Origin of the sequence: Mesorhizobium australafricanum (assembly GCF_033977265.1) — a bacterium.
Taxonomy (GTDB): domain Bacteria; phylum Pseudomonadota; class Alphaproteobacteria; order Rhizobiales; family Rhizobiaceae; genus Mesorhizobium; species Mesorhizobium australafricanum.
Window position 1 is genome coordinate 329,094 of sequence record NZ_JAVIIT010000003.1, and the last position, 20,454, is coordinate 349,547.

The following is a 20,454-nucleotide window of genomic DNA, read 5'->3' on the forward strand; positions in this document are numbered from 1 at the left end:
GCAGATGCGGAATATCGGCCGCTTCGACGCCGGTTCGGCTCTACGGCTTGACGGTGAACTCCGTCCACATGCCCGTCGCGAAGTGACCGGGGACATTGCAGATGAGCACGTATCTGCCGGGTTTCAGGTCTAGGGCAAGCGTGCCGGAAGCGCCCGGGTCGAGCTCCGAAACCTCTCCCTTGTCGCCGGCCTTGTCCTCATCGACCCGGTTCTCGGCATCAATATAGGGAAGCGGGTCCTTGGGATCCGCGCGATACATCACGATCATTTCGTGGATAGTATCCTTGGAACTGTTCTTCACCTTGAAGGTGATCTTGCCGGCCTTCACCGCCGCGGGCGTAGCCGTTATTCCCATGGTTGCCTTCGACATGTCGAGATTTGGCGTTCCATAGGCGAAACCGGTGGTCATGGGCGTATTCGCCCCTTTGTCCCACAACGAAACCTGAACAGTGCTCGCAGCCTGAGCGGCACCGACCATCGTAACAACCGCGGCAAGCCCCAGTGCCGCATTCCCTACCATCGTTTTCATAGCGAAATTCCTCTCGGCAGACACCAGTGGAACCGACACCGGCAATCGACCGCTCAGGGGCCCAACGAACAGCCCAACGGTGGCTGCATGGTTGCACCTCCTGCCATCCGCAGCCTTGCGTTGGATCAAACCATCCGGGTCTTAATGGACAGCGCGATCGGCGGAAAGTCAGCGGGTCTCCGAGATCTCTTCCTTACCCAGCAGCATCTGAGCGCCGGCGCCCCGGTGAGAAGGTGGCCTCGCGAAGCGAGGTCGGATGAGGGTACTCCACGGAACGCCAACGTCTCACTTTGCTGGAACACCCCTCAACCGTCTCGGCGCTGCGCGCCGATCCACCTTCTCCCACAACAAGGGGAGAAGGAAAGAGCCATCCTTCAACCGATTTGCACCATGCCAACCCGCAATCTCCGCTTGATGCCTTTTGTGCGACGCGATACGCCCTTGCGCAAATCGACAGACCGGAGATTTCCAGTGAGCGCTCAAAAGACCAGAACCGAAACCGATACTTTCGGTCCCATCGAGGTCGCCGCCGACCGCTATTGGGGCGCGCAGGCGCAACGTTCGCTGGGCAATTTCAAGATCGGTTGGGAGAAGCAGCCGGCTTCGATCGTCCGCGCGCTCGGCATCGTCAAGCGCGCCGCGGCCGAAGTGAACATGGAGATGAAGCGGCTCGATCCCGCCATCGGCGAGGCGATCGTAAACGCCGCGCAGGAAGTCATCGACGGCAAGCTCGACGAGCACTTTCCGCTGGTGGTGTGGCAGACAGGCTCGGGCACGCAGTCCAACATGAACGCCAATGAAGTGATCTCCAACCGGGCGATCGAGATGCTCGGCGGGGTGATGGGCTCGAAGAAGCCGGTGCATCCCAACGACCACGTCAATATGAGCCAGTCGTCGAACGACACCTACCCGACGGCCATGCATATCGCCTGCGCCGAGCGGGTCGCGCACCATTTGATCCCGGCGCTGCACCATCTGCACAAGGCGCTCGACGCCAAGGCGCGCGCCTTCAACCACATCATCAAGATCGGCCGCACGCATACGCAGGACGCCACGCCGCTGACGCTCGGCCAGGAATTTTCCGGTTATGCCGCGCAGGTAGCCTCGTCGATCAAGCGCATCGAGCAGACGCTGCCGGGCCTGCAGGAGCTGGCGCAAGGCGGCACCGCCGTCGGCACCGGCCTCAACGCGCCGGTCGGCTTCGCGGAGAAAGTCGCGGACCGCATCGCGTCGATCACCAGCATCGCCTTCGTGACCGCGCCGAACAAGTTCGAGGCGCTCGCGGCACACGATTCCATGGTGTTCTCGCATGGCGCGATCAACGCGGCGGCGGCGGCACTCTTCAAGATCGCCAACGACATCCGCTTCCTCGGCTCCGGCCCGCGCTCGGGCCTTGGCGAGCTGTCTCTGCCGGAGAACGAGCCGGGCTCCTCGATCATGCCGGGCAAGGTCAACCCGACCCAGTGCGAAGCGCTGACGCAGGTCTGCGTGCAGGTGTTCGGCAACAATGCCGCGCTGTCTTTCGCCGGCAGCCAGGGCCATTTCGAGCTCAATGTCTACAACCCGCTGATGGCCTATAATTTCCTGCAGTCGGTGCAGCTGCTCGCCGACGCTTCCGTTTCCTTCACCGACAATTGCGTGGTCGGCATCGAGGCGCGGGAAGACAACATACGTGAAGCATTGAACCGCTCGTTGATGCTGGTGACGGCGCTGGCGCCAACCATCGGCTACGACAACGCCGCCAAGATCGCCAAGACCGCGCACAAGAACGGCACGACCTTGCGTAAGGAGGCCTTGGCCACCGGGCTTGTCAGCGAAGCCGATTACGACCGGCTGGTGCGCCCTGAGGACATGACGCATCCGGGGTGAAGTGCGGCTTAACCGGGCTAGTTCGATAGCTGCAGGGTGCGGCGGGTCACCTGACTTCGTCATTCCAGGGTGAAGCAGGAGCGAAGCTCCGTCGCGAGACCCTGGAATCCATGCCGTTACTTCAACCGAAGGGCGCAGCGGTGCAGAACTTTCGCCGCTGCGGCTGCTTTGACGTCTCGGCATGGATCCTCGGGTCTGCGCCGCGTCGCTTCGCTCCTTGCTTCGCCCGTGGATGACGAAGTCGCGGGCGTTTCGGCCAATCTCCAAGTCCCAGTCGTTCTGCGTTTCGGAACCAGCGCATTTTTCTGGGGGCGAATTTGCTCCCGCGGCCGGATCTGGCGATACGAATTTCGCGCCGATCTCGCCTTCACTGAAACATAGATTCTGTGAACAATGTGTCGCCACATAGGTGACTTTTGGTGAACAGTCCCCATCGTCTATCTGACAGATCATTCAACCCCGTTCGGAGAACCACCATGTCCATCAACTCTTCCGTCGCCGGCAACGGCACCCAGTCCAACAGCTCCACCACGATCCTGCTCGGCCGCATCCTGCTTGCCGTCATCTTCCTGCTTTCCGGCTTCGGCAAGCTCACCGCCATTTCCGGCACCGCTGCATATTTCGGCGGCCTCGGCCTGCCGCTGCCGACGGTCACCGCCGTTGTCGTCGGCCTGATCGAACTGCTCGGCGGCGTTGCCATCCTCGTCGGCTTCCAGACGCGGATCGCCGCCTGGGTGCTCGCCATCTTCACGATCGCCACCGGGCTCGTCGCCCACACCGGCTGGGCCGACCAGATGCAGATGATCCAGTTCCTCAAGAACCTCGCCATCACCGGCGGCTTCATCCTGCTCGCCTCTTCCGGCGCCGGCGCCTACTCGATCGACGCCAAGCGCGGCTGAAGTTTTTGTCGACGCAATTCCGGACGAAAGGTTACGGCGGAGTCGCCGAACCTAAACGCCTCACACTTTTCCTGGAATTGCCTGTTCCTCCCAGACTGCCAACGGAAGCGGCGCGGAATTTTCCGCGCCGCTTTTTCGTTTTTCCAGTTGCAGGCGTAGACTGCATCGGCAGACGGCAAGGGAGGTGGCCATGGCCCGCAACGCACTGCTTCTTGTCTCGCGGCTCCTGCTAGCCGCGCTGTTCGTGCCCTCGGGATTTCAGGCCCTCACCAACATCGCCGGCACGACCAGCTATTTCGCCGGCCTCGGCCTGCCGCTGCCGACCTTGGCCGCCTGGGGCACCGGCTTGTTCGAGCTGATCGCCGGATTGCTGGTCCTAATCGGCTTGCAGACGCGGATCGTGGCGCTGCTGCTTGCCGCCTTCTCGATCGCCGCCGGTTTCATCGGCCATTACGGCCAGGGCGCGGACGACGCCATGCTTGCCTTCCTGCACCAGCAGATGCTGATGAAGGACATCGCCATTGCCGGTGGGTTCCTGGCGCTCGCCATGGCCGGTGCCGGCGCCTGGTCGGCCGATGGGCACGGTTTCGGCATCGGCGCCGAGATTACCTGATCCGTTACTTCACCGACACGCTCGGCCCGCCTTCGACCGCCAGCACGAGGCGGCGGCTGGTGATCCTTGCCAATTGCGCCAACCGGCCGGCCGGGCGCTCGCCATAGAGGTCGGAAAGCGACGCCGGCAGCACCAGCGCCAGCGCGCCGTTGCCACGGCTTTCCCATTTCAGGCGTGGCATCACGCCCGGCATTGCCGCAGTGAGCAGATAGACGACGCGCATCATGGCCGCGAGCGTGCGGGCGCGTTCCAGAAGGCGCGGCGGCGCCAGCGCCTTGATCTCGGGCGCGATGCCATCGTTGAAGATACCGTCATGGCGGTAGGCGCTGGCCAGGGCCAGATAGGCGCGACCCGGATGGTCGACGCCGATGAAGGAGGCATGCGCGATGATGTTGAGCGATTGCCTGCCGCGATATTCCGGATGCGCGCGCCAGCCGATATCGGCAAGCAGACAAGCGGCATGGCGGTAGCGCGCCTCGTCTTCCGTCTCGTCGATGCCGAAGGCCTTGAAGGCCTTGCCGGTCCATTCGACCAGGTCATGCGCGTGGTGCACCGAGCGCGAGCGCAGCAGCGCCAATTCCTCGGCCGCGGAGATCAGCGGGTCGGCCTTCTGCTCCTCCGCGTCGAGCAGCGAATAGAGAAAGCCTTCGCGCACGCCCTGCGCCGAAACGACGATCTTCGACGGCTGCATCGCCGACATGATCTCCTGCAGCACGACGGCGCCGTAGGGCAGCAGCGAGCGGCGGTTCTTGGAGACGCCCTCGATGCCCCTCACCTTCTCGACCTCGCCCCTGGCCACCTGCTTCAGGAAGGCTTGCGCACTGTCGGCCGATATCTCGTAGTGATGCATGACGCCGAGCGGGTAGTTGGTCATCTCCATATGCAGCCTGGCAAGGTTTCGCCAGGTGCCGCCGACGGCGTAGAAGACCCTGCCCTGCCCGCCCTTGAGCAGCTTTGCCCGCGCCAGTTCCTGGCGCGCGATCTTCTGCGCCTGGACAAGCGAGTTCTTGGCCATGTCCTGCAGGCGCAGGCCGCCGAGCGGCAGCGTGATGCCTTCGCCGATCGACTCGCGGCTGATGTCGACCAGCTCAAGGCTGCCGCCGCCAAGGTCGCCGGCGATGCCGTTGGCCGGATGGAAGCCGGAAATGACGCCGAGCGCCGAATAATAAGCCTCCTGGCGGCCGGTGAGCACGCGGATCTCGGTCTTCAGCACGTCCTCGGCGCGGTGGATGAAATCGGGACCGTTGCCCGCCTCCCGCGCGGCGGCGGTGGCCAGCACATACATGTGCTCGGCGCCCGCCTGGTCCGACAGCGCACGGAACCGCCGGAATTCCTCCATCGAGCGCGTCACCGCTTCGGGGTCGAGCTTGCCCGTCGAAACGATGCCGCGGCCGAGGCCGGCCAGCATCTTTTCGTTGAACAGAAGCGTGGGCGAGCGCGCCAGGCCCTCATAGACGACAAGGCGGATCGAGTTCGATCCGATGTCGATGATCGACAGCGGCCGCCGGTCCTGAAGCCGGCCCTGGGAGACTGAAATCACGCGGCGCCGTTCTTCTTGCGGCGCTTGAACTGGGCGATGCGCCTGGGCGCATGCGATTTCAGCGCGTCGCCCCGTCCCGACAGGCTCGGATTGGTCATGAAATATTCCTGCGCGTTGAACGGTTCCTCACCCTCTTCCAGCACAACGCGCCGGGAGGTGCCGTCAGCCAATACGTCGAAACTTTGCTGATTGTCCATGATGTTGCCCAGCATGATCTGGCCAAGCACCTGTTCATGCACAGTTGGATTGGTGATCGGCACCAGGGTCTCGACGCGGCGGTCGAGATTGCGCGGCATCATGTCGGCGGACGAGATATAGATGATCGCCTCGTCCGACGGCAGGCCGTGGCCGTTGCCGAAGCAGAAGATGCGGCTGTGCTCGAGGAATCGGCCGACGATCGATTTCACCCGGATGTTTTCCGACAGGCCGGGCACCTGTGGCCGCAGGCAGCAGATGCCGCGCACGACGAGGTCGATCTCGACGCCGACGCGGCTGGCGTCATAGAGCGCGTCGATGATGATCGGGTCGACCAGCGCGTTCATCTTCATCCAGATACGGGCCGGCCGGCCCTCGCGGGCATGGACGATCTCCTCGGCGATGTGCTTCAGGATGCGCTTGCGCAGCGTGAACGGCGATACGGCAAGGCGCATCTCCTCGGCCGGCTCGGCATAGCCGGTGATGAAGTTGAAAAGCTGCGCGACATCGCGCGCGATCGTCGGATCAGTGGTGAAGAAGGACAGGTCGGTATAGATGCGCGCGGTGACCGGATGATAGTTGCCGGTGCCGAGATGCACGTAGTTGCGCAGCTTGCCGTCCTCGCGGCGCACCACCAGCGACATCTTGGCGTGGGTCTTCAGCTCGAGGAAGCCGAACACCACCTGCACGCCGGCGCGTTCGAGATCGCGCGCCCAGCGGATGTTGGCTTCCTCGTCGAAGCGCGCCTTGAGCTCGACCAGCGCGGTCACCGACTTGCCGGCCTCGGCCGCGTCGATCAGCGCGCGCACGATCGGGCTGTCGTTCGAGGTGCGGTAGAGTGTCTGCTTGATGGCCACCACTTCGGAATCGGCCGCCGCCTGGCGCAGGAACTGCACCACCACGTCGAAGGATTCGTAAGGGTGATGGACGACGATGTCCTTCTCGCGAATGGCGGCCAGGCAATCGCCGCCGTGCTCGCGGATACGCTCGGGGAAGCGCGGATTGTAAGGCGTGAACTTCAGGTCGTCGCGCGGAATGGCGACGATCTCGGAGATCTGGTTGAGCGCCAGCGGGCCGGTGAGCACGCTGATGCGGCTCGACGAGACACCGAGCTCGCCGGCAACGAAGTCGCGCAGTTGAGCCGGCATCAGCGTGTCGAATTCGATGCGGATGACCGAGCCGCGGCGGCGCCGCTTCAGCGCCGTCTCGAACAGGCGCACCAGGTCTTCCGACTCTTCCTCCACCTCGATATCGCTGTCGCGGATGATGCGGAACGTGCCGGAGCCCTTGACCTCGTAGCCCGGAAAGAGCTTGCCGATATAGATGCCCACCACCTCCTCCAGCGGGATGAAGCGGACATGGTTCTTGCGGTCGGGCAGGCGGATGAAGCGTCTGAGCGCCACCGGCAGACGCAGCAGCGCGCTCATCTCCTCGCCATTCTTGCGATGGCGCAATTGCAGCGCGATCGAAAAGCCGAGATTGGGGATGAACGGGAACGGATGCGCCGGGTCGATCGACAGCGGGGTCAGCACCGGGAAAACTTGTTCCTGGAAATGGTCTTCCAGCCAGGTCTTCTCATCCTTGGTGAGCGCGTCGCGGGTGATGCTCTCGATGCCTTCCCGGTTGAGCAACGCCATCAGCGCCGACAGGCTCTTCTGCTGGTCCTCCTGCAGGCGCTCGACTTCGCGCAGCAATTGCTCGAGCTGCTGCTCGGGGGTGCGACCGTCCGGGCTTTTCAGCGCGATGCCCTCGCGCACCTGGCCGGCAAGGCCGGCGACGCGGACCATGAAGAATTCATCGAGATTGGCGGCCGAGATCGACAGGAAGCGGACGCGTTCGAGCAGCGGATGATGCTCGTTCAGCGATTCCTCCAGCACGCGGCGGTTGAATTGCAGCCAGGAGAACTCGCGGTTGACGAAACGGTCGGGATTGCCGCCGTCCGGGCTTGCCGCCTCGACGGTGATGAATTCGCTCTGCACCGGTCTCAGTTCGTTCATGGTTTCCCGCTTTTGCCGCAACCGTTCGTAGGGAGCGCCGCATATTACCGTTCAACGACGCTCTAGCATTTGTTTGTGACGCATGATCGTCACGGAATCGCTCCGTGCCCAGCCTCTTGCGCTTAACCGGCTCAACTTATCCTCTGCCAGCCTTTTGCGACAGTTTGATTTCATCGATCTTGCAAACTGGCCTGTTATGCTCCAGATGCAGACTGGTCACACCCACTGGCCGAACCCAATTGGAGACGACGATGGCAGGCGGTAGCATCCCCCATTTCCAGAACGACGCGGGCCATCCGGTCATCGAGATCGGCGTCAGGGAATTCATGTGCACCGGCGCCAACCCGCCTTTCGACCATCCGCATGTGTTCCTCGACATGGGCGACGACAATGAAAAGGTCTGCCCCTACTGCTCGACGCTCTACCGTTATTCGCCGTCGCTGAAGGCGACGGAAACGCAGCCGGCCGGCTGCCTCTATGTCGATCAGGCCGCCTGACCCCGCATATCATGAATGACTGCTAGATCATGACTGAACAACGGTCCCGGCAAATCGTCATCGCCGGGGCTGGCATCGCCGGGCTGACGGCAGCGCTTGCGTTTTCGGCGCGCGGCTACCCGGTAAAACTGTTCGAGCAGGCAAAACAGCTCGAAGCGGCCGGCGCCGGCCTCCAGCTTTCACCCAACGCCACCCGCATCCTGCGCCGGCTCGGCGCGCTGGACCACCTGCTGCCCAATGCGATCGGGCCGGAAGCGGTGGTGCTGAAGGACGCGAGAAGCCTGCGCGAGCTCGCGCACGTGCCGCTTGGGATAGCTGGTGAAACTCGCTGGGGGGCACCCTATCTGGTCGCGCATCGCGCCGACCTGCAGGCGGCACTGATGGCCGCGGCGGCGCAACGCCCCGATATCGAGCTTATCACCGGCGCGCGGGTCACCGGCATCGCCGTCGACCCGCAAAGTGTTGCCGTGACGGTCGAGACCGATGGCAAGACCGCGGAGGTCGCAGGCGGCCTGCTGGTCGGAGCGGACGGTGTGTGGTCCTCGGTTCGAGCCGAGCTTGCCCGGACGGCCGGGTTTGCGACAAGCCGCTTCTCGGGCGAGCTGGCCTGGCGCGCGACGATTGCGGCCGACAGCGCGGCCGGCCAGGTTTTCAAGCAAATCGCCGCCGCCGACCGCGTCACCACCTTCCTGCATGCCGGCTTCCACATGGTCACCTATCCGGTGAGCAAGGGCAGCGCCTTCAACCTTGCGGCCTTCACCAAGGGCGAGCGCATCGCCGAAGGCTGGTCCGGCCATGTCGACCCGGCCATCCTTTCAGGCGCCATGCGCGGCACGGCGGCAACGTTGTCGAGGCTGGTGGCGCTCGCCGGTCCATGGACGGCTTTCCCAATCCACACGGTCGAGCAGCGCCGCTGGACGATGCCGGAGGGCATCGCGCTGATCGGCGACGCCGCGCACGCCATGACGCCGTTCGCAGCCCAGGGCGCGGCCATGGGGATTGAGGACGCCTCAATGCTTGCCAACATGATCGCCGACTTTCCCGGCGATCCGGCCCAGGGCCTTGCCATTTGGGAAAATCTTCGACGACCGCGCGTCCAAAGGGTGCTGAAACGCGGCGCGGTGAACCGGCTGGCCTGGCACGCCTGGGGACCGGTCGCGATCGCCCGCAACCTGGTGTTGGCGGCTCGGCCGGCGGAGAAGCTCGTGGCGGACCTGGATTGGCTCTATGGGTGGGAAGAGCCGAAGGTGGTGCGGCGGTAGCAGATCAAGGCAAGTCGCCTTGACGTAATGGCTATTTGTAGTTACATTTTTGCGGTTACACCATATGGAAGAATTGCGATTTGAATGGGATCCGGAAAAGGCTAGGTCAAATCTTGGCAAACACGGTGTGACGTTCGAGATCGCCGTTCGCGTTTTCGCTGATCCTTTCGCGCTGATGGAGCAGGACAGGGTCGAGAACGGCGAATACCGCTGGCAGACGACAGGCGCGGTTGATGGTGCACTCGTATTGTTGGTTGCCCACGCCGACCGAGAAGAGGACGGAATAGAAGTAGTCCGGATCATATCGGCGCGGCGGGCCACGAAAGCGGAGAGAAAACGTTATGAGCAAAACCGTTCGATATAAATTCGATCCGACAAATCCGCCACCGCTGACGGAAGCCCAGAAAGCTGAAATCGCAGCTCTAAAAGCGCGACCAGAAGACGACATCGATACCAGCGATATCCCGGAATTGACGGAAGAGTTTTGGCGAAAAGCTGTTCGAAATCCTTATTTCAAACCGATCAAGCAGCAGCTGACCCTGCGTCTTGATTCCGATCTCGTTGCCTGGTTCAAAGAACACACGCCGGAAGGTCGTGGCTATCAAAGTGCAATCAACAAGGCATTGCGCGAATATGTGGCCAAGCAGGACCGTAAGGCTAGCTAATTGTACAGCCTCAATGACCACCCCAGCGATACCGGCAGAGGGTTCCACAAGCCAGTGCGCAGGCCGGCAACACGCAAACCAGCCGCGGTCCAGGTGTTGCAGCCGACCAGCGCGTTGAAATGGCCCTTGGCCTCGTAGAAGCGGTCGAAGGTGGAATAGCCGCCGTTCTTGATCACCATCGGGCCGTCTGGGCCCTGCCGGAAACTCGCCGCGATATAATCGAGCAGCGCCGCAAAATGCGCCTCGTCGATGTCGAAACCTGCCACATCCGGATGCGGTTCCTTGATCGCGCCCGCGACATCGACGTGCATCACCGAGGCGTCCAGCGTCAGCGCCTTCAGCACCGGCGCCGCTTTCAGTTCCGACCAGGTCGGCGTCTCCAGATAGAAGGCTCGGCCGCCCCAGCCGAAGACGATGTAGCGCGCCTCCGGCGCATCGATGGGCAGCGCGGCATCGGCCAGGAAGGCGAAGCGCCGGCGCACGCCGTCATCGAGGGGAACCGCAATGTCGGTGTGGATCGGGTTCTTGAGCACCAGGATATGCCGCATCCCCTCGCCTCTCGCGGCGGCAGGCCAGAGCGGGCGCGGCACCAGCGTGCCGAGTGCGGCGGCAAGCACCAGCGCGACAACAAGCGCGACCAGATATCTTAGCGTTCTTCTCATCGGTCGCACCGGTTCCGGGCATTGCAGCCGAGCTAATGGTTTGTTTGAGACTTCAGCCAAAGTTTCCGCCTGAGGCGTCGGGCGATAAAGATGAAATCCGGCGCTCATCGCTGCTTCGAGATTAGCGGAAGCCGCTCGTGACTCGTCATCCTCGGGCTTGACCCGAGGATCCATGCCGTGACCTTCGATGTCGAATGCCGCGGCGCAGAATTCTATAACCGTTGCAACGCCTTAACGTCACGGCATGGATCCTAGGGTCTGCGCGCGTCGCTTCGCTCCTTGCTTCGCCCTAGGATGACGAGCACGTGAGCGCTTTCAAGCCGCCTGCGAGTAAACTGTTCCCCCGGCTCAGTGCAGGATCTGCGACAGGAACAGCTTGGTGCGCTCATGGCGCGGATGGTCGAAGAACTCGGCCGGCGTGTTCTGCTCGACAATCTGGCCCTGATCCATGAAGATCACGCGGTTGGCGACCTTGCGGGCAAAACCCATCTCGTGGGTGACGCACAGCATCGTCATGCCTTCCTCGGCCAGCCCCACCATCGTCTCCAGCACTTCCTTGATCATCTCCGGATCGAGCGCCGAGGTCGGCTCGTCGAACAGCATGATGCGCGGGTTCATGCACAGCGAACGGGCGATCGCGACGCGCTGCTGCTGACCGCCGGAGAGCTGGCCGGGGTACTTGTTGGCCTGCTCCGGGATCTTGACGCGCTTGAGGAAATGCATGGCGATTTCCTCGGCCTGCTTCTTCGGCATCTTGCGCACCCAGATCGGCGCCAGCGTGCAGTTCTCCAGTATGGTCAGATGCGGGAACAGGTTGAAGTGCTGGAACACCATGCCGACCTCGCGGCGCACCTCGTCGATCTTCTTCAGATCGTTGGTGAGCTCCTTGCCGTCGACGATGATCTTGCCCTTCTGGTGCTCCTCAAGCCGGTTGATGCAGCGGATCATGGTCGACTTGCCGGAGCCGGACGGACCGCAAATGACGATGCGCTCGCCGCGCATCACCTTGAGGTTGATGTCCTTCAATACGTGGAACTCGCCATACCATTTGTGCATGCCGACGATGTCGATGGCGACATCGGTGGTCGAGATGTGCATCTTGGCGGCGTTGACCTTGATCTCTTCCGCGCTGACGGCGTTTTCGGTGGCCATGGCAGGTTCCCCTTATCGTTGAATTTGATGCAGTCGTTATCCCAAAACCGCTACGCACTTTTGGGCGACATGCATCAGCGTTTGTAGCCGGTGTCGAGCCGGCGTTCGGTGTACATTGAATAGCGCGACATGCCGAAGCAGAACAGCCAGAATACGAAGGCGGCGAAGATCAGCCCGGATTTCGGGGTCTGCGGCGTCGCCCAGTTGGGATCGGCGAAGTTCTGCTTCACCACGCCCAGCAGGTCGAACATCGAGATGATGAGCACTAGGCTGGTATCCTTGAACATGCCGATGAAGGTGTTGACGATGCCCGGAATGACCAGCTTCAGCGCCTGCGGCAGCACGATCAGGCCCATCTTCTGCCAATAGCCGAGGCCGAGCGAGTCAGCGCCTTCATACTGGCCCTTCGGGATGGCCTGCAGGCCACCGCGGATCACCTCCGCCATATAGGCGGCGGCAAACAGCGAGACACCGATCAGAGCGCGCAGGTATTTGTCGAAACTGACACCCTCGGGGAGGAACAGCGGCAGCATGACGCTGGCGAAAAACAGCACGACGATCAATGGAATGCCGCGCACCGTCTCGATGAAGACGATGCTTAGCATTTTGATAATCGGCATCTTCGAACGCCGACCGAGCGCCAGGACCACGCCGAGCGGCAATGATACGGCGATGCCAACGAAGGAGAGGCTGAGCGTGACGAGGAGCCCACCCCAGCGCGGGGTCTCGACATGCGGCAGGCCGAACACTCCGCCGACCAACAGGAAGAAGGCGACGATCGGCAGCGCCGCAAAGAGCAGGATGGCGTTCAGCCCCTTGCGCGGCACGCGCGGGATGAGCATCGGCACCAGCAGCACCACGAACAGGATGGCGACCGCGATCGGCCGCCAGCGTTCTTCGACCGGATAGGTGCCGAACATGAACTGGCCGAACTTGGCGTTGACGAAGGCCCAGCAGGCGCCGGTCCAGCCGTCGGGCTGGATGCCGCCTTGCGCGGCGGTGGTGCAGACCGTGCGGTCCGGCCCGGTCCATTGAGCGTTGATGAAAGCCCAGTTGATGACCTGCGGCACGATCCAGAGCACGATGGCGATGCCGAGGACGGTGAGGATAATGTCGCCGACCGAGCCGATCAGGTTCTTGCGCACCCAGGCATAGGCGCCGCGTTCTGCGGCCGGAGCCGGCTGTGCCAGCGCCATCTCGGTGCGCACCCAGGACATGTCGTGCTCCTGCATGGCCCTACCTTTCCACCAGCGCCATTCGGGCGTTGACGACGTTCATGACGGCGGACGTCACGAGGCTCAGCACCAGATAGGCAATCATCATGATGAACACGCCCTCGACCGCCTGTCCCGTCTGGTTGAGAACCGTGCCGGCGGTGGCGGTGAGATCGGGATAGCCGATGGCGATCGCGAGCGAGGAGTTCTTTGTCAGATTGAGATATTGGCTGGTGAGCGGCGGGATGACGATGCGCATCGCCTGAGGCACCACGACGAGTCGCAGGATCGGGCCGGAGCGAAGGCCAAGTGCGGCCGCGGCCTCGGTCTGGCCCTTGCTGACGCCCCTGATGCCGGCGCGCACGATCTCGGCGATGAAGGCGGCCGTGTAGAACGAGAGTGCCAGAAGGAGCGACAGGAATTCCGGCTTGACCCAGAAGCCGCCGGTCAGGTTGAAGGTCGACTGTTTCGGGAAATCGAAGGTCAGCGGCATGCCGCCGAGCAGGAAGGCGAGCACCGGCAGGCCGACGATGAGAGCGACCGACGTCCAGAAAACCGGGAATTGCTGGCCGGTCGCCCTCTGCCGCTGTCGCGCCCTGTGGGCGACGAACCAGGCCATTGCAATGGCGAGCAGCAATGCGACGCCGATCAACCAGGAGCCGTCACCCCAAACAGCGCGCGGCAAATAGAAACCGCGCTGGTTGAGAAAGGAGCCGAAGGGCAGATGGATGCTCTCGCGCGGCGGCGGCAGCACGGCGAGCACGCCCGAATACCAGAAGAAGATGACCAGCAGCGGCGGGATGTTGCGGAAGATCTCGACATAGACCGTGCAGATCTTGCGGATCAGCCAGTTCTGCGACAGGCGGCCGATGCCGATGGTGAAGCCCACGATCGTGGCGAGCACGATGCCGGCGACGGCAACGATGATCGTGTTGAGCAGACCGACGACCAGTGCGCGGAAATAGGTCGAATCGGACGTGTAGGCGATCGGCGTGTCGGAGATGTCGAAGCCGGCCCTGCTCTTGAGGAAACCGAAGCCTGAAGCGATGTGCAGGCGCTGTAGGTTCTCGATGACGTTGTGGACGATCCACCAGATCGAGCTGAACAGGAGGATCACAACCAGCGTCTGAAAGAACAGGCCTCGTATTCTCGGGTCGTTGATGAAGGAGCCGCGGGTCGGCTCCTCGCGAATGATTTCCTGCGAAGCCATGGACCGTCCCCTGGAAAGAGAAACCGGGAGGCAGACGACCTACCTCCCGGATCACGTTTCAATCAGCGGATTGGCGGACCATATTGCAGGCCGCCCTTGGTCCAAAGCGCGTTGATGCCGCGCGCGATCTTGAGCGGGCTGCCCGAGCCGACATTGCGCTCGAACATTTCACCGTAATTGCCGACAGCCTTGACGATGTTGACAACAAAATCGTTGGAGAGGCCTAGATCGGCGCCGTATTTGCCATCGGGTTCGGTGCCCAGGATGCGCTGGATGTTGGGGTCGGCGGACGTCTTCATCTCATCGACATTGGCCTGCGTGATGCCGGCTTCCTCGGCGTTGAGCAGCGCGAAATACGTCCAGCGCGCGATATGCGCCCACTGGTCGTCGCCCTGGCGCACGGCCGGGCCGAGCGGCTCCTTGGAGATGATCTCGGGCAGCACGACATGGTCGGCCGGCGCGGAGAGCGTCAAGCGGATGCCATAGAGGCCGGACTGGTCGGTGGTGTAAGCGTCGCAACGGCCCGCGTCATAGGCGGCGTTGACCTCTTCCAGCTTCTCGAACACGACGGGGTTGTACTCCATCTTGTTCTTCTTGAAGTAGTCGGCGAGGTTGAGCTCGGTCGTGGTGCCGCTCTGCACGCAGACGGCGGCGCCCGAAAGCTGCAGCGCGGAGTTCACGCCCGGCAGCTTCTTGGCGTTGATCATGAAGCCCTGGCCGTCATAGTAGGTGATGCCGACAAAATCGAGGCCGAGCGCGCTGTCGCGGTTGCTGGTCCAGGTGGTGTTGCGCGACAGGATGTCGATTTCGCCCGACTGCAGGGCGGTGAAACGCTCCTTGGCGCTGAGCGGCGTGAACTTGACCTTGGAGCCGTCACCGAAGACGGCGGCCGCAACGGCGCGACAGAAGTCCGCGTCGATGCCTTTCCAGTCACCCTTGTCATCCGGCGCCGAGAAGCCGGCGAGGCCGGTCGAGACGCCGCACTGGATAAAGCCCTTCTGCTTCACGGTATCGAGCGTGCCGGCCGAAGCGGCGGACGCCATAAACCCGAGCGCGGCGGCGCCAAGGATGCCGATTGCAATGTGTTTCATGACCCACAGACCCTTTTCTGTTACTATAGGCGTCCTGCTGCCAGCCGACGCTTTGATCTTTTTTCGTTTGTGAATGCAGCTCCCACTAAGGCCCACTCCCGGACCCGCATCGGTTGCCGATGCGCTGCCTCCCATTCACGACGCGCATCGAAGGCGATTATTCCCGTGAGGTCAAGGGAAATGACCGAATTGCGACAGGTTTGAAAAGCAATTGCCGCAAATGCCTGAATTGCGGACAAGAGCACCATGAAACCGGCAGGCCGTGCGAACAAATCAGTCAAGTCGCGTCGTCGCCAAGCCATGGCTGGGCGGCAAAATCCGCTTCGGCAATAACGGTGCTTTATTGGGCGCGTACGCCCTTGGATTGGCCCAGCGGAAGGCCGGCTTTTGGCGGACCTGGCGCGGTTGCGCCGGCTTTGCCGCCGCTTTATGGCTGGTCTCCTGACATCATTCGACCCCTTACTTGAATTGGCTGGCGACGAACCATGGCTAAAGACGGCATCGAAATGGGCATCAACACGCGGCTTGCCCATTCCGGCAACAACCCCCGCGACTATTTCGGCTTCGTCAATCCGCCGGTCGTGCATGCCTCGACCGTGCTCTATCCCGACGCCGCGTCGATGGCCGCGCGCACGCAGAAATACACCTATGGCACACGCGGCACGCCGACGATGGATGCGCTGACGCTCGCCGTCGATGCGCTGGAAGGTTCGGCCGGCACCATCGCGGTGCCTTCGGGGCTGGCGGCGGTGACGGTGCCGCTCCTGACCTTCCTTGGCGCGGGCGATCACCTGTTGATCGTCGACAGCGTCTACCACCCGACGCGCCACTTCGCCGATACGATGCTGAAGCGGCTCGGCGTCGAGGTCGAATATTACGAGCCGCGCATCGGCGCCGGCATCCAATCGCTGATCAAGCCCAACACCAAGGTGGTGTTCACCGAATCACCGGGATCGAACACCTATGAGGTGCAGGACATCCCGGCGATCGCCAGGGCCGCGCGTGCCGCAGGCGCTATCGTCATGATGGACAACACCTGGGCGACGCCGCTCTATTTCAAGCCGCTCGACCATGGTGTCGACATCTCGATCCATGCGGCGACGAAGTATCCGGCCGGCCATTCGGACGTTCTGCTCGGCACGGTGTCGGCCAACGAGACCTATTGGAAGCAGCTCTACGAGGGCTTCTGCACGCTCGGCTGCTGTTCGGGACCCGACGATATCTACCAAGTGCTGCGCGGTCTGCGCACGATGGGGGTGCGGCTCGAGCACCACCGCAAGAGCGCGCTCGATATCGCGCGCTGGCTGGAGGTGCAGCCGGGCGTGGCACAGGTGCTGCATCCGGCGCTGGAAAGCCATCCCGACCATGCGCTCTGGAAGCGCGATTTCTGCGGCTCCAGCGGCATCTTTTCGATCGTGCTCAACGGCGGCGGGCAGAAAGCGCAGCATGCCTTCCTCGACGCGCTCAAGATCTTCGGCCTCGGCTATTCCTGGGGCGGCTATGAGAGCCTCGCCGTTCCGGTCTCTCTCGGCGACCGCACCATAGCCAAAGGCGCCTATGCCGGCTCGCTGATCCGCCTGCAGATCGGGCTGGAGGATGTCGAGGATCTCAAGGCCGACATCCTGCGTGGGCTCGCAGCGGCCGCGACCGCCGGATGACAGGCCGATCGGCAGGCGCCGGCGGCCGCAGACAAGCCTCGGCCGAAAGCGGTAGCATGGCTGTGCAACCAGCTCGGGAACCTTTTGTCGGCAGGCGCATCCAATCGCGGATGTAACAGTTGCCGGGAGATCGAGATGAGAAGGCCCGCTATTGAAGCCGCCGGGATCGGTGCGGCCGAGGCCGGCGACATGGCGTTGGTGCGCCGGGCTCTTGCGCGCGATCCGGAGGCGTTCCGCGCCATCATCAAGACGCACAACCAGCGGCTCTACCGCATCGCTCGCGGCGTGGTCCGCAACGACGCCGAGGCCGAGGACATCGTGCAGGAAGCCTATATGCGCGCCTTTGCCAGTCTCGGCGCCTTTCGCGGCGAGGCGTCGCTTTCCACCTGGCTGTCGCGCATCGTCATCAACGAAGCGCTCGGCCGGTTGCGCAAGCGCAAGCGCATCGTGACGATGCCCGAAAACCCGGAGGCGAAGATCATCCGGTTTCCCCTAAACCGAAACGACTCGAATCCAGGCGACGATCCGGAGCGGACGATGGCGCAGCGGCAGATCCTCGTGCTTGTCGAACGGGCAACCGACAGCCTTCCCGATGTCTACCGCAGCGTTTTCATCGCTCGCGTCATCGAGGGCCTGAGCATCGAGGAAACCGCCGACCTTCTGGGTGTGCGGCCCGAGACCGTGAAGACGCGACTGCACCGGGCGCGGGCGCTGGTGCGAAAGGCGCTCGACGACGAGATCGGCCCGGTGCTGCTCGACGCCTTCCCCTTCGCCGGCCGGCGCTGCGAGCGGCTGACCCAGGCGGTGATGAGAAGGCTGGGATTCGAGCACTAATTCCGGTCTCCTGGCCGTTCCCGGGAACGTTTCGCTCTTCCCGGCATCCAATGGCAGTCAACACCAGATGAAGCCCGGGGCCAGCGCCACCGGGCAAAGGAGATGCCATGTCTATGCGATCAACCGCCGCCCTCGCCGCCCTTTTCTTGGCGAGCGCCGCGCCGCTGGCGCAAGTCGCCGAAAAGCCCACCGACCCGCAGATCGCCCACATCGCCTATACGGCCGGCGCGATCGACATCGACGCGGCCAAGCTGGCGATTGAGAAGTCCAAGAACAAGGAGGTCGTCGACTTCGCCAAGGACATGGAGCGCGACCATGCGGCGGTGAACAAGCAGGCGCTCGACCTGGTGAAGAAGCTGAAGGTCACGCCCGAGGACAACGACACCAGCAAGGCGCTGGCCAAAGCCGCCAAGGAAGAGCACGCCAAGCTGGCGAAGCTCAAGGGGGCAGACTTCGACAAGGCCTATATCGAGAACGAAGTCGCCTATCACAAGCAGGTCGACACCGCGCTCGAAACCCTGCTCATCCCATCGGCCAGCAATGCCGAGCTGAAGAGCCTGCTGGAGACAGGCCTCAAGATTTTCCAGGGGCATGAGCAACATGCCGAACGTGTCGCCGGCATGTTGAAATGAGGTCGCTGCTTCTTGCCCCGGCGCTGGCGTTGGCGCTCGGCACATCGCCGGCGTTCGCGGCGACCATCGAGGTGACGATCGACAAGCTGGTCTTCTCGCCGGCAAGCGTCCGGGCCAAGGTCGGCGATACGATCGAGTGGACGAACAAGGATATTCTCGCCCACACCGCCACGGTCAAAGGCGGCTGGGATGTGATGATCCCGGCAAAGTCGAAAGGCAAGGTCACGCTGAAGGCCGCGGGAGCGGTCGACTATTTCTGCCGCTTCCATCCGAACATGAAGGGCCATGTCGAAGTGGCCCCATAGTCCGCCATCCGGAAAGCGAGGCGCGCCGCGCCTCGCTGGGCCCTGGTGATGGTCTTCCTTGTGCCGATGCCGGTGCGCGGCCTGTTTTGCCCGGTTGCCGCAGGCCGCCATGCTGCACCAGCGGCGCCTGTGCCCCCTGGGTATGATCGGCAGGCCGCTGGCGGCACGTGCTGCGCGGCTCGCCGCGCAATAATATTCTCTCTGGCTGCGAATATACGGATTGGTTTGGCTTCCAAATCCGAAGTTTCAGCGGCATTGCGAGCAGCGCAATTCCACCTATTCGATCCAGGGCCTGCCATGGCGTTTCGCCTTTTCGTTCCGATCCTTGCCGGCGCGACGCTTCGCGAACGGCTGCTTGCCTGCATCGGCGCGACCATCGGTATCGCGCTCACCGGCATGATCAGCGGGCTCGCCATGGGCAGCGGCCCGCTTGTGGCGATGCTGGTGGCGCCCATGGGCGCTTCCGCCGTGCTGCTCTTTGCCGTCCCGTCGAGCCCGCTGGCGCAGCCTTGGTCGATCATCGGCGGCAACACGATTTCGGCGCTGATCGGCGTGACGGTGGCGCATTTTGTGCACGACACGGTGATTGCCTCGGGCCTTGCAGTGGCGCTGGCGATCGCCGCCATGTCGTTCACGCGCTCACTGCATCCGCCGGGCGGCGCCGCGGCGCTTACCGGCGTGCTCGGCGGGCCGGCCGTTGCCGCCGCCGGCTTCCTGTTTCCCTTCGTGCCGGTGGCGCTGAACTCGATCATCCTGGTTACGCTCGGCTTCCTGTTTCACAAGCTATCGCGGCGCAGCTATCCCCATGTGCACGTGCCTGTCACCAATCGCCACGGCACAGCCGACCGGCCGCCGGCCGAGCGCGTCGGCTTCCGGCCCGAGGATGTCGATGCGGCGCTCTCCGCGCTCGACGAGACCTTCGACATCGACCGTGACGACCTGGAGCGCCTGCTGCGCCAGGTCGAGCTGCAGGCGATGGTGCGCTCGCAGCGCACGCTGCTGTGCCAGGACATCATGTCCCGCGACGTGATCTCGGTGCCGGAAACGGCGTCCGCCGACGAGGCGCGCAAACAGCTGATCGACCACAACATCCGCACCTTGCCGGTGGTCGACGCGGGCGGCCACCTCACCGGCGCGGTCGGTCTGCGCGAACTGACAAGAGCGACCGACACGGTGAAGGAGGTGATGTCGAAGGCCGGCACCGCCTCCCCCGACACGCCGGCGATGAGCCTGCTGCCGGTGCTGACCGACGGGCGCAGCCATGCGGTGGTGATCGTCGATGGCGGCCGGCATATTCTCGGGCTGATCACCCAGACCGATCTGCTGGCGGCCGCCACGCGCGTGCGGCCAACAGACGGGACGGGCCTTAAATCGGCAGCATAGGCTGCAGCCTGGAGAGGTGCGGGCGATCTGGCTCTTGCCGTCGCGACCATCATCGCTCCGTCCGTTACAGCCGCGTTTTCAGCGGCTGGTCCTGACCCGCCGACCCTACCGCGCCGCGGCCCGCCGGCCGGCGCCGCTCGACCCAGTCATTGAGCCCTTCGCGCAGATCGACCGTGGGGACCGGTTCGGCGGGATAAGGAGCAGGCATTCGATTGCTTGTATATTCACTAGTCGGTATACTTGACCA

At 63.3% G+C, this 20,454-nt stretch carries 20 protein-coding genes and 1 pseudogene; 12 read left to right on the forward strand and 9 right to left on the reverse strand.

Annotated elements, in window-relative coordinates:
• Positions 1–40: 40 nt before the first annotated feature.
• Complete coding sequence (locus RFM98_RS08430; RefSeq protein ID WP_320308434.1) at positions 41–409, reverse strand: sulfocyanin-like copper-binding protein; 369 nt, start codon at positions 407–409, stop codon at positions 41–43.
• Positions 410–1,000: 591 nt separating this feature from the next.
• Here RFM98_RS08430 and fumC point away from each other — a divergent pair.
• From fumC to RFM98_RS08445, 3 genes are all read left to right on the forward strand, one after another.
• Positions 1,001–2,398, forward strand: a complete 1,398-nt coding sequence (fumC, locus tag RFM98_RS08435; RefSeq protein ID WP_320308435.1) for a class II fumarate hydratase — start codon at positions 1,001–1,003, stop codon at positions 2,396–2,398.
• Positions 2,399–2,874: 476 nt separating this feature from the next.
• The gene (locus RFM98_RS08440) at positions 2,875–3,297 is read left to right on the forward strand and encodes a DoxX family protein (protein ID WP_320217259.1); all 423 of its coding nucleotides are present in this window, start codon (positions 2,875–2,877) and stop codon (positions 3,295–3,297) included.
• 190 nt (positions 3,298–3,487) lie between these two features.
• Entirely contained in the window at positions 3,488–3,910 is a 423-nt protein-coding gene (locus RFM98_RS08445) for a DoxX family protein (protein WP_320308436.1), read from the forward strand.
• A 4-nt stretch (positions 3,911–3,914) separates the two neighbouring features.
• On the opposite strand, the gene ppx is transcribed toward RFM98_RS08445, so the two are convergent.
• Complete coding sequence (gene ppx, locus RFM98_RS08450; protein WP_320308437.1) at positions 3,915–5,450, reverse strand: exopolyphosphatase; 1,536 nt, start codon at positions 5,448–5,450, stop codon at positions 3,915–3,917.
• On the reverse strand, positions 5,447–7,642 hold the full coding sequence (locus tag RFM98_RS08455; RefSeq protein WP_320308438.1) for an RNA degradosome polyphosphate kinase: 2,196 nt from the start codon (positions 7,640–7,642) through the stop codon (positions 5,447–5,449). Before RFM98_RS08455 ends, ppx begins: the two co-directional genes overlap by 4 nt.
• A 251-nt stretch (positions 7,643–7,893) precedes the next feature.
• Between RFM98_RS08455 and RFM98_RS08460 the strand changes: the two genes are divergently transcribed.
• From RFM98_RS08460 to RFM98_RS08475, 4 genes are all read left to right on the forward strand, one after another.
• A complete protein-coding gene (locus RFM98_RS08460; protein ID WP_112097842.1) occupies positions 7,894–8,139 on the forward strand; it encodes a zinc-finger domain-containing protein in 246 nt (81 codons plus the stop codon).
• 29 nt (positions 8,140–8,168) lie between these two features.
• Entirely contained in the window at positions 8,169–9,401 is a 1,233-nt protein-coding gene (locus RFM98_RS08465) for an FAD-dependent monooxygenase (protein WP_320308439.1), read from the forward strand.
• Positions 9,402–9,465: 64 nt separating this feature from the next.
• Complete coding sequence (locus RFM98_RS08470; protein WP_320308440.1) at positions 9,466–9,765, forward strand: BrnT family toxin; 300 nt, start codon at positions 9,466–9,468, stop codon at positions 9,763–9,765.
• Positions 9,743–10,066, forward strand: coding sequence for a BrnA antitoxin family protein (locus RFM98_RS08475; RefSeq protein WP_320308441.1), 324 nt, complete (start codon positions 9,743–9,745; stop codon positions 10,064–10,066). Before RFM98_RS08470 ends, RFM98_RS08475 begins: the two co-directional genes overlap by 23 nt.
• Here RFM98_RS08475 and RFM98_RS08480 read toward each other — a convergent pair.
• The 5 genes from RFM98_RS08480 to RFM98_RS08500 all read right to left on the reverse strand — a co-directional run bounded on the left by RFM98_RS08480 (position 10,063) and on the right by RFM98_RS08500 (position 15,395).
• Positions 10,063–10,728 (reverse strand): TIGR02117 family protein, encoded by a 666-nt coding sequence (locus RFM98_RS08480; protein ID WP_320308442.1) that lies wholly within the window; start codon positions 10,726–10,728, stop codon positions 10,063–10,065. The genes RFM98_RS08475 and RFM98_RS08480 overlap by 4 nt on opposite strands.
• 348 nt (positions 10,729–11,076) lie before the next feature.
• Positions 11,077–11,826, reverse strand: coding sequence for an amino acid ABC transporter ATP-binding protein (locus RFM98_RS08485; protein ID WP_176477089.1), 750 nt, complete (start codon positions 11,824–11,826; stop codon positions 11,077–11,079).
• 128 nt (positions 11,827–11,954) lie between these two features.
• Complete coding sequence (locus RFM98_RS08490) at positions 11,955–13,112, reverse strand: amino acid ABC transporter permease (RefSeq protein WP_320308443.1); 1,158 nt, start codon at positions 13,110–13,112, stop codon at positions 11,955–11,957.
• A gap of 4 nt (positions 13,113–13,116) precedes the next feature.
• Positions 13,117–14,304, reverse strand: a complete 1,188-nt coding sequence (locus tag RFM98_RS08495) for an amino acid ABC transporter permease (RefSeq protein ID WP_320308444.1) — start codon at positions 14,302–14,304, stop codon at positions 13,117–13,119.
• Positions 14,305–14,366: 62 nt separating this feature from the next.
• Entirely contained in the window at positions 14,367–15,395 is a 1,029-nt protein-coding gene (locus RFM98_RS08500; RefSeq protein ID WP_320217267.1) for an amino acid ABC transporter substrate-binding protein, read from the reverse strand.
• Between the two features lie 485 nt (positions 15,396–15,880).
• On the opposite strand from RFM98_RS08500, the gene RFM98_RS08505 reads away from it, so the two are divergent.
• From RFM98_RS08505 to RFM98_RS08520, 4 genes are all read left to right on the forward strand, one after another.
• Positions 15,881–17,053 carry a cystathionine beta-lyase gene (locus RFM98_RS08505; protein ID WP_320308445.1) on the forward strand — a complete coding sequence of 391 codons (1,173 nt, stop codon included), beginning with the start codon at positions 15,881–15,883 and terminating at the stop codon, positions 17,051–17,053.
• Between the two features lie 135 nt (positions 17,054–17,188).
• Positions 17,189–17,887 (forward strand): RNA polymerase sigma factor, encoded by a 699-nt coding sequence (locus tag RFM98_RS08510; protein WP_320308446.1) that lies wholly within the window; start codon positions 17,189–17,191, stop codon positions 17,885–17,887.
• A gap of 107 nt (positions 17,888–17,994) precedes the next feature.
• Positions 17,995–18,519: a DUF4142 domain-containing protein gene (locus RFM98_RS08515; protein WP_320308447.1), complete on the forward strand. Its 525-nt coding sequence runs from the start codon at positions 17,995–17,997 to the stop codon at positions 18,517–18,519.
• Entirely contained in the window at positions 18,516–18,824 is a 309-nt protein-coding gene (locus RFM98_RS08520) for a cupredoxin domain-containing protein (protein WP_320308448.1), read from the forward strand. The genes RFM98_RS08515 and RFM98_RS08520 overlap by 4 nt, the downstream gene beginning before the upstream one ends.
• A 48-nt stretch (positions 18,825–18,872) precedes the next feature.
• Here the strand turns inward: RFM98_RS08520 and RFM98_RS08525 are convergent.
• Positions 18,873–18,962, reverse strand: a pseudogene (locus tag RFM98_RS08525) (CGNR zinc finger domain-containing protein); the annotation flags it as partial.
• Between the two features lie 159 nt (positions 18,963–19,121).
• Between RFM98_RS08525 and RFM98_RS08530 the strand changes: the two are divergent.
• A complete protein-coding gene (locus RFM98_RS08530; protein ID WP_320308449.1) occupies positions 19,122–20,207 on the forward strand; it encodes an HPP family protein in 1,086 nt (361 codons plus the stop codon).
• Positions 20,208–20,454: the final 247 nt, after the last annotated feature.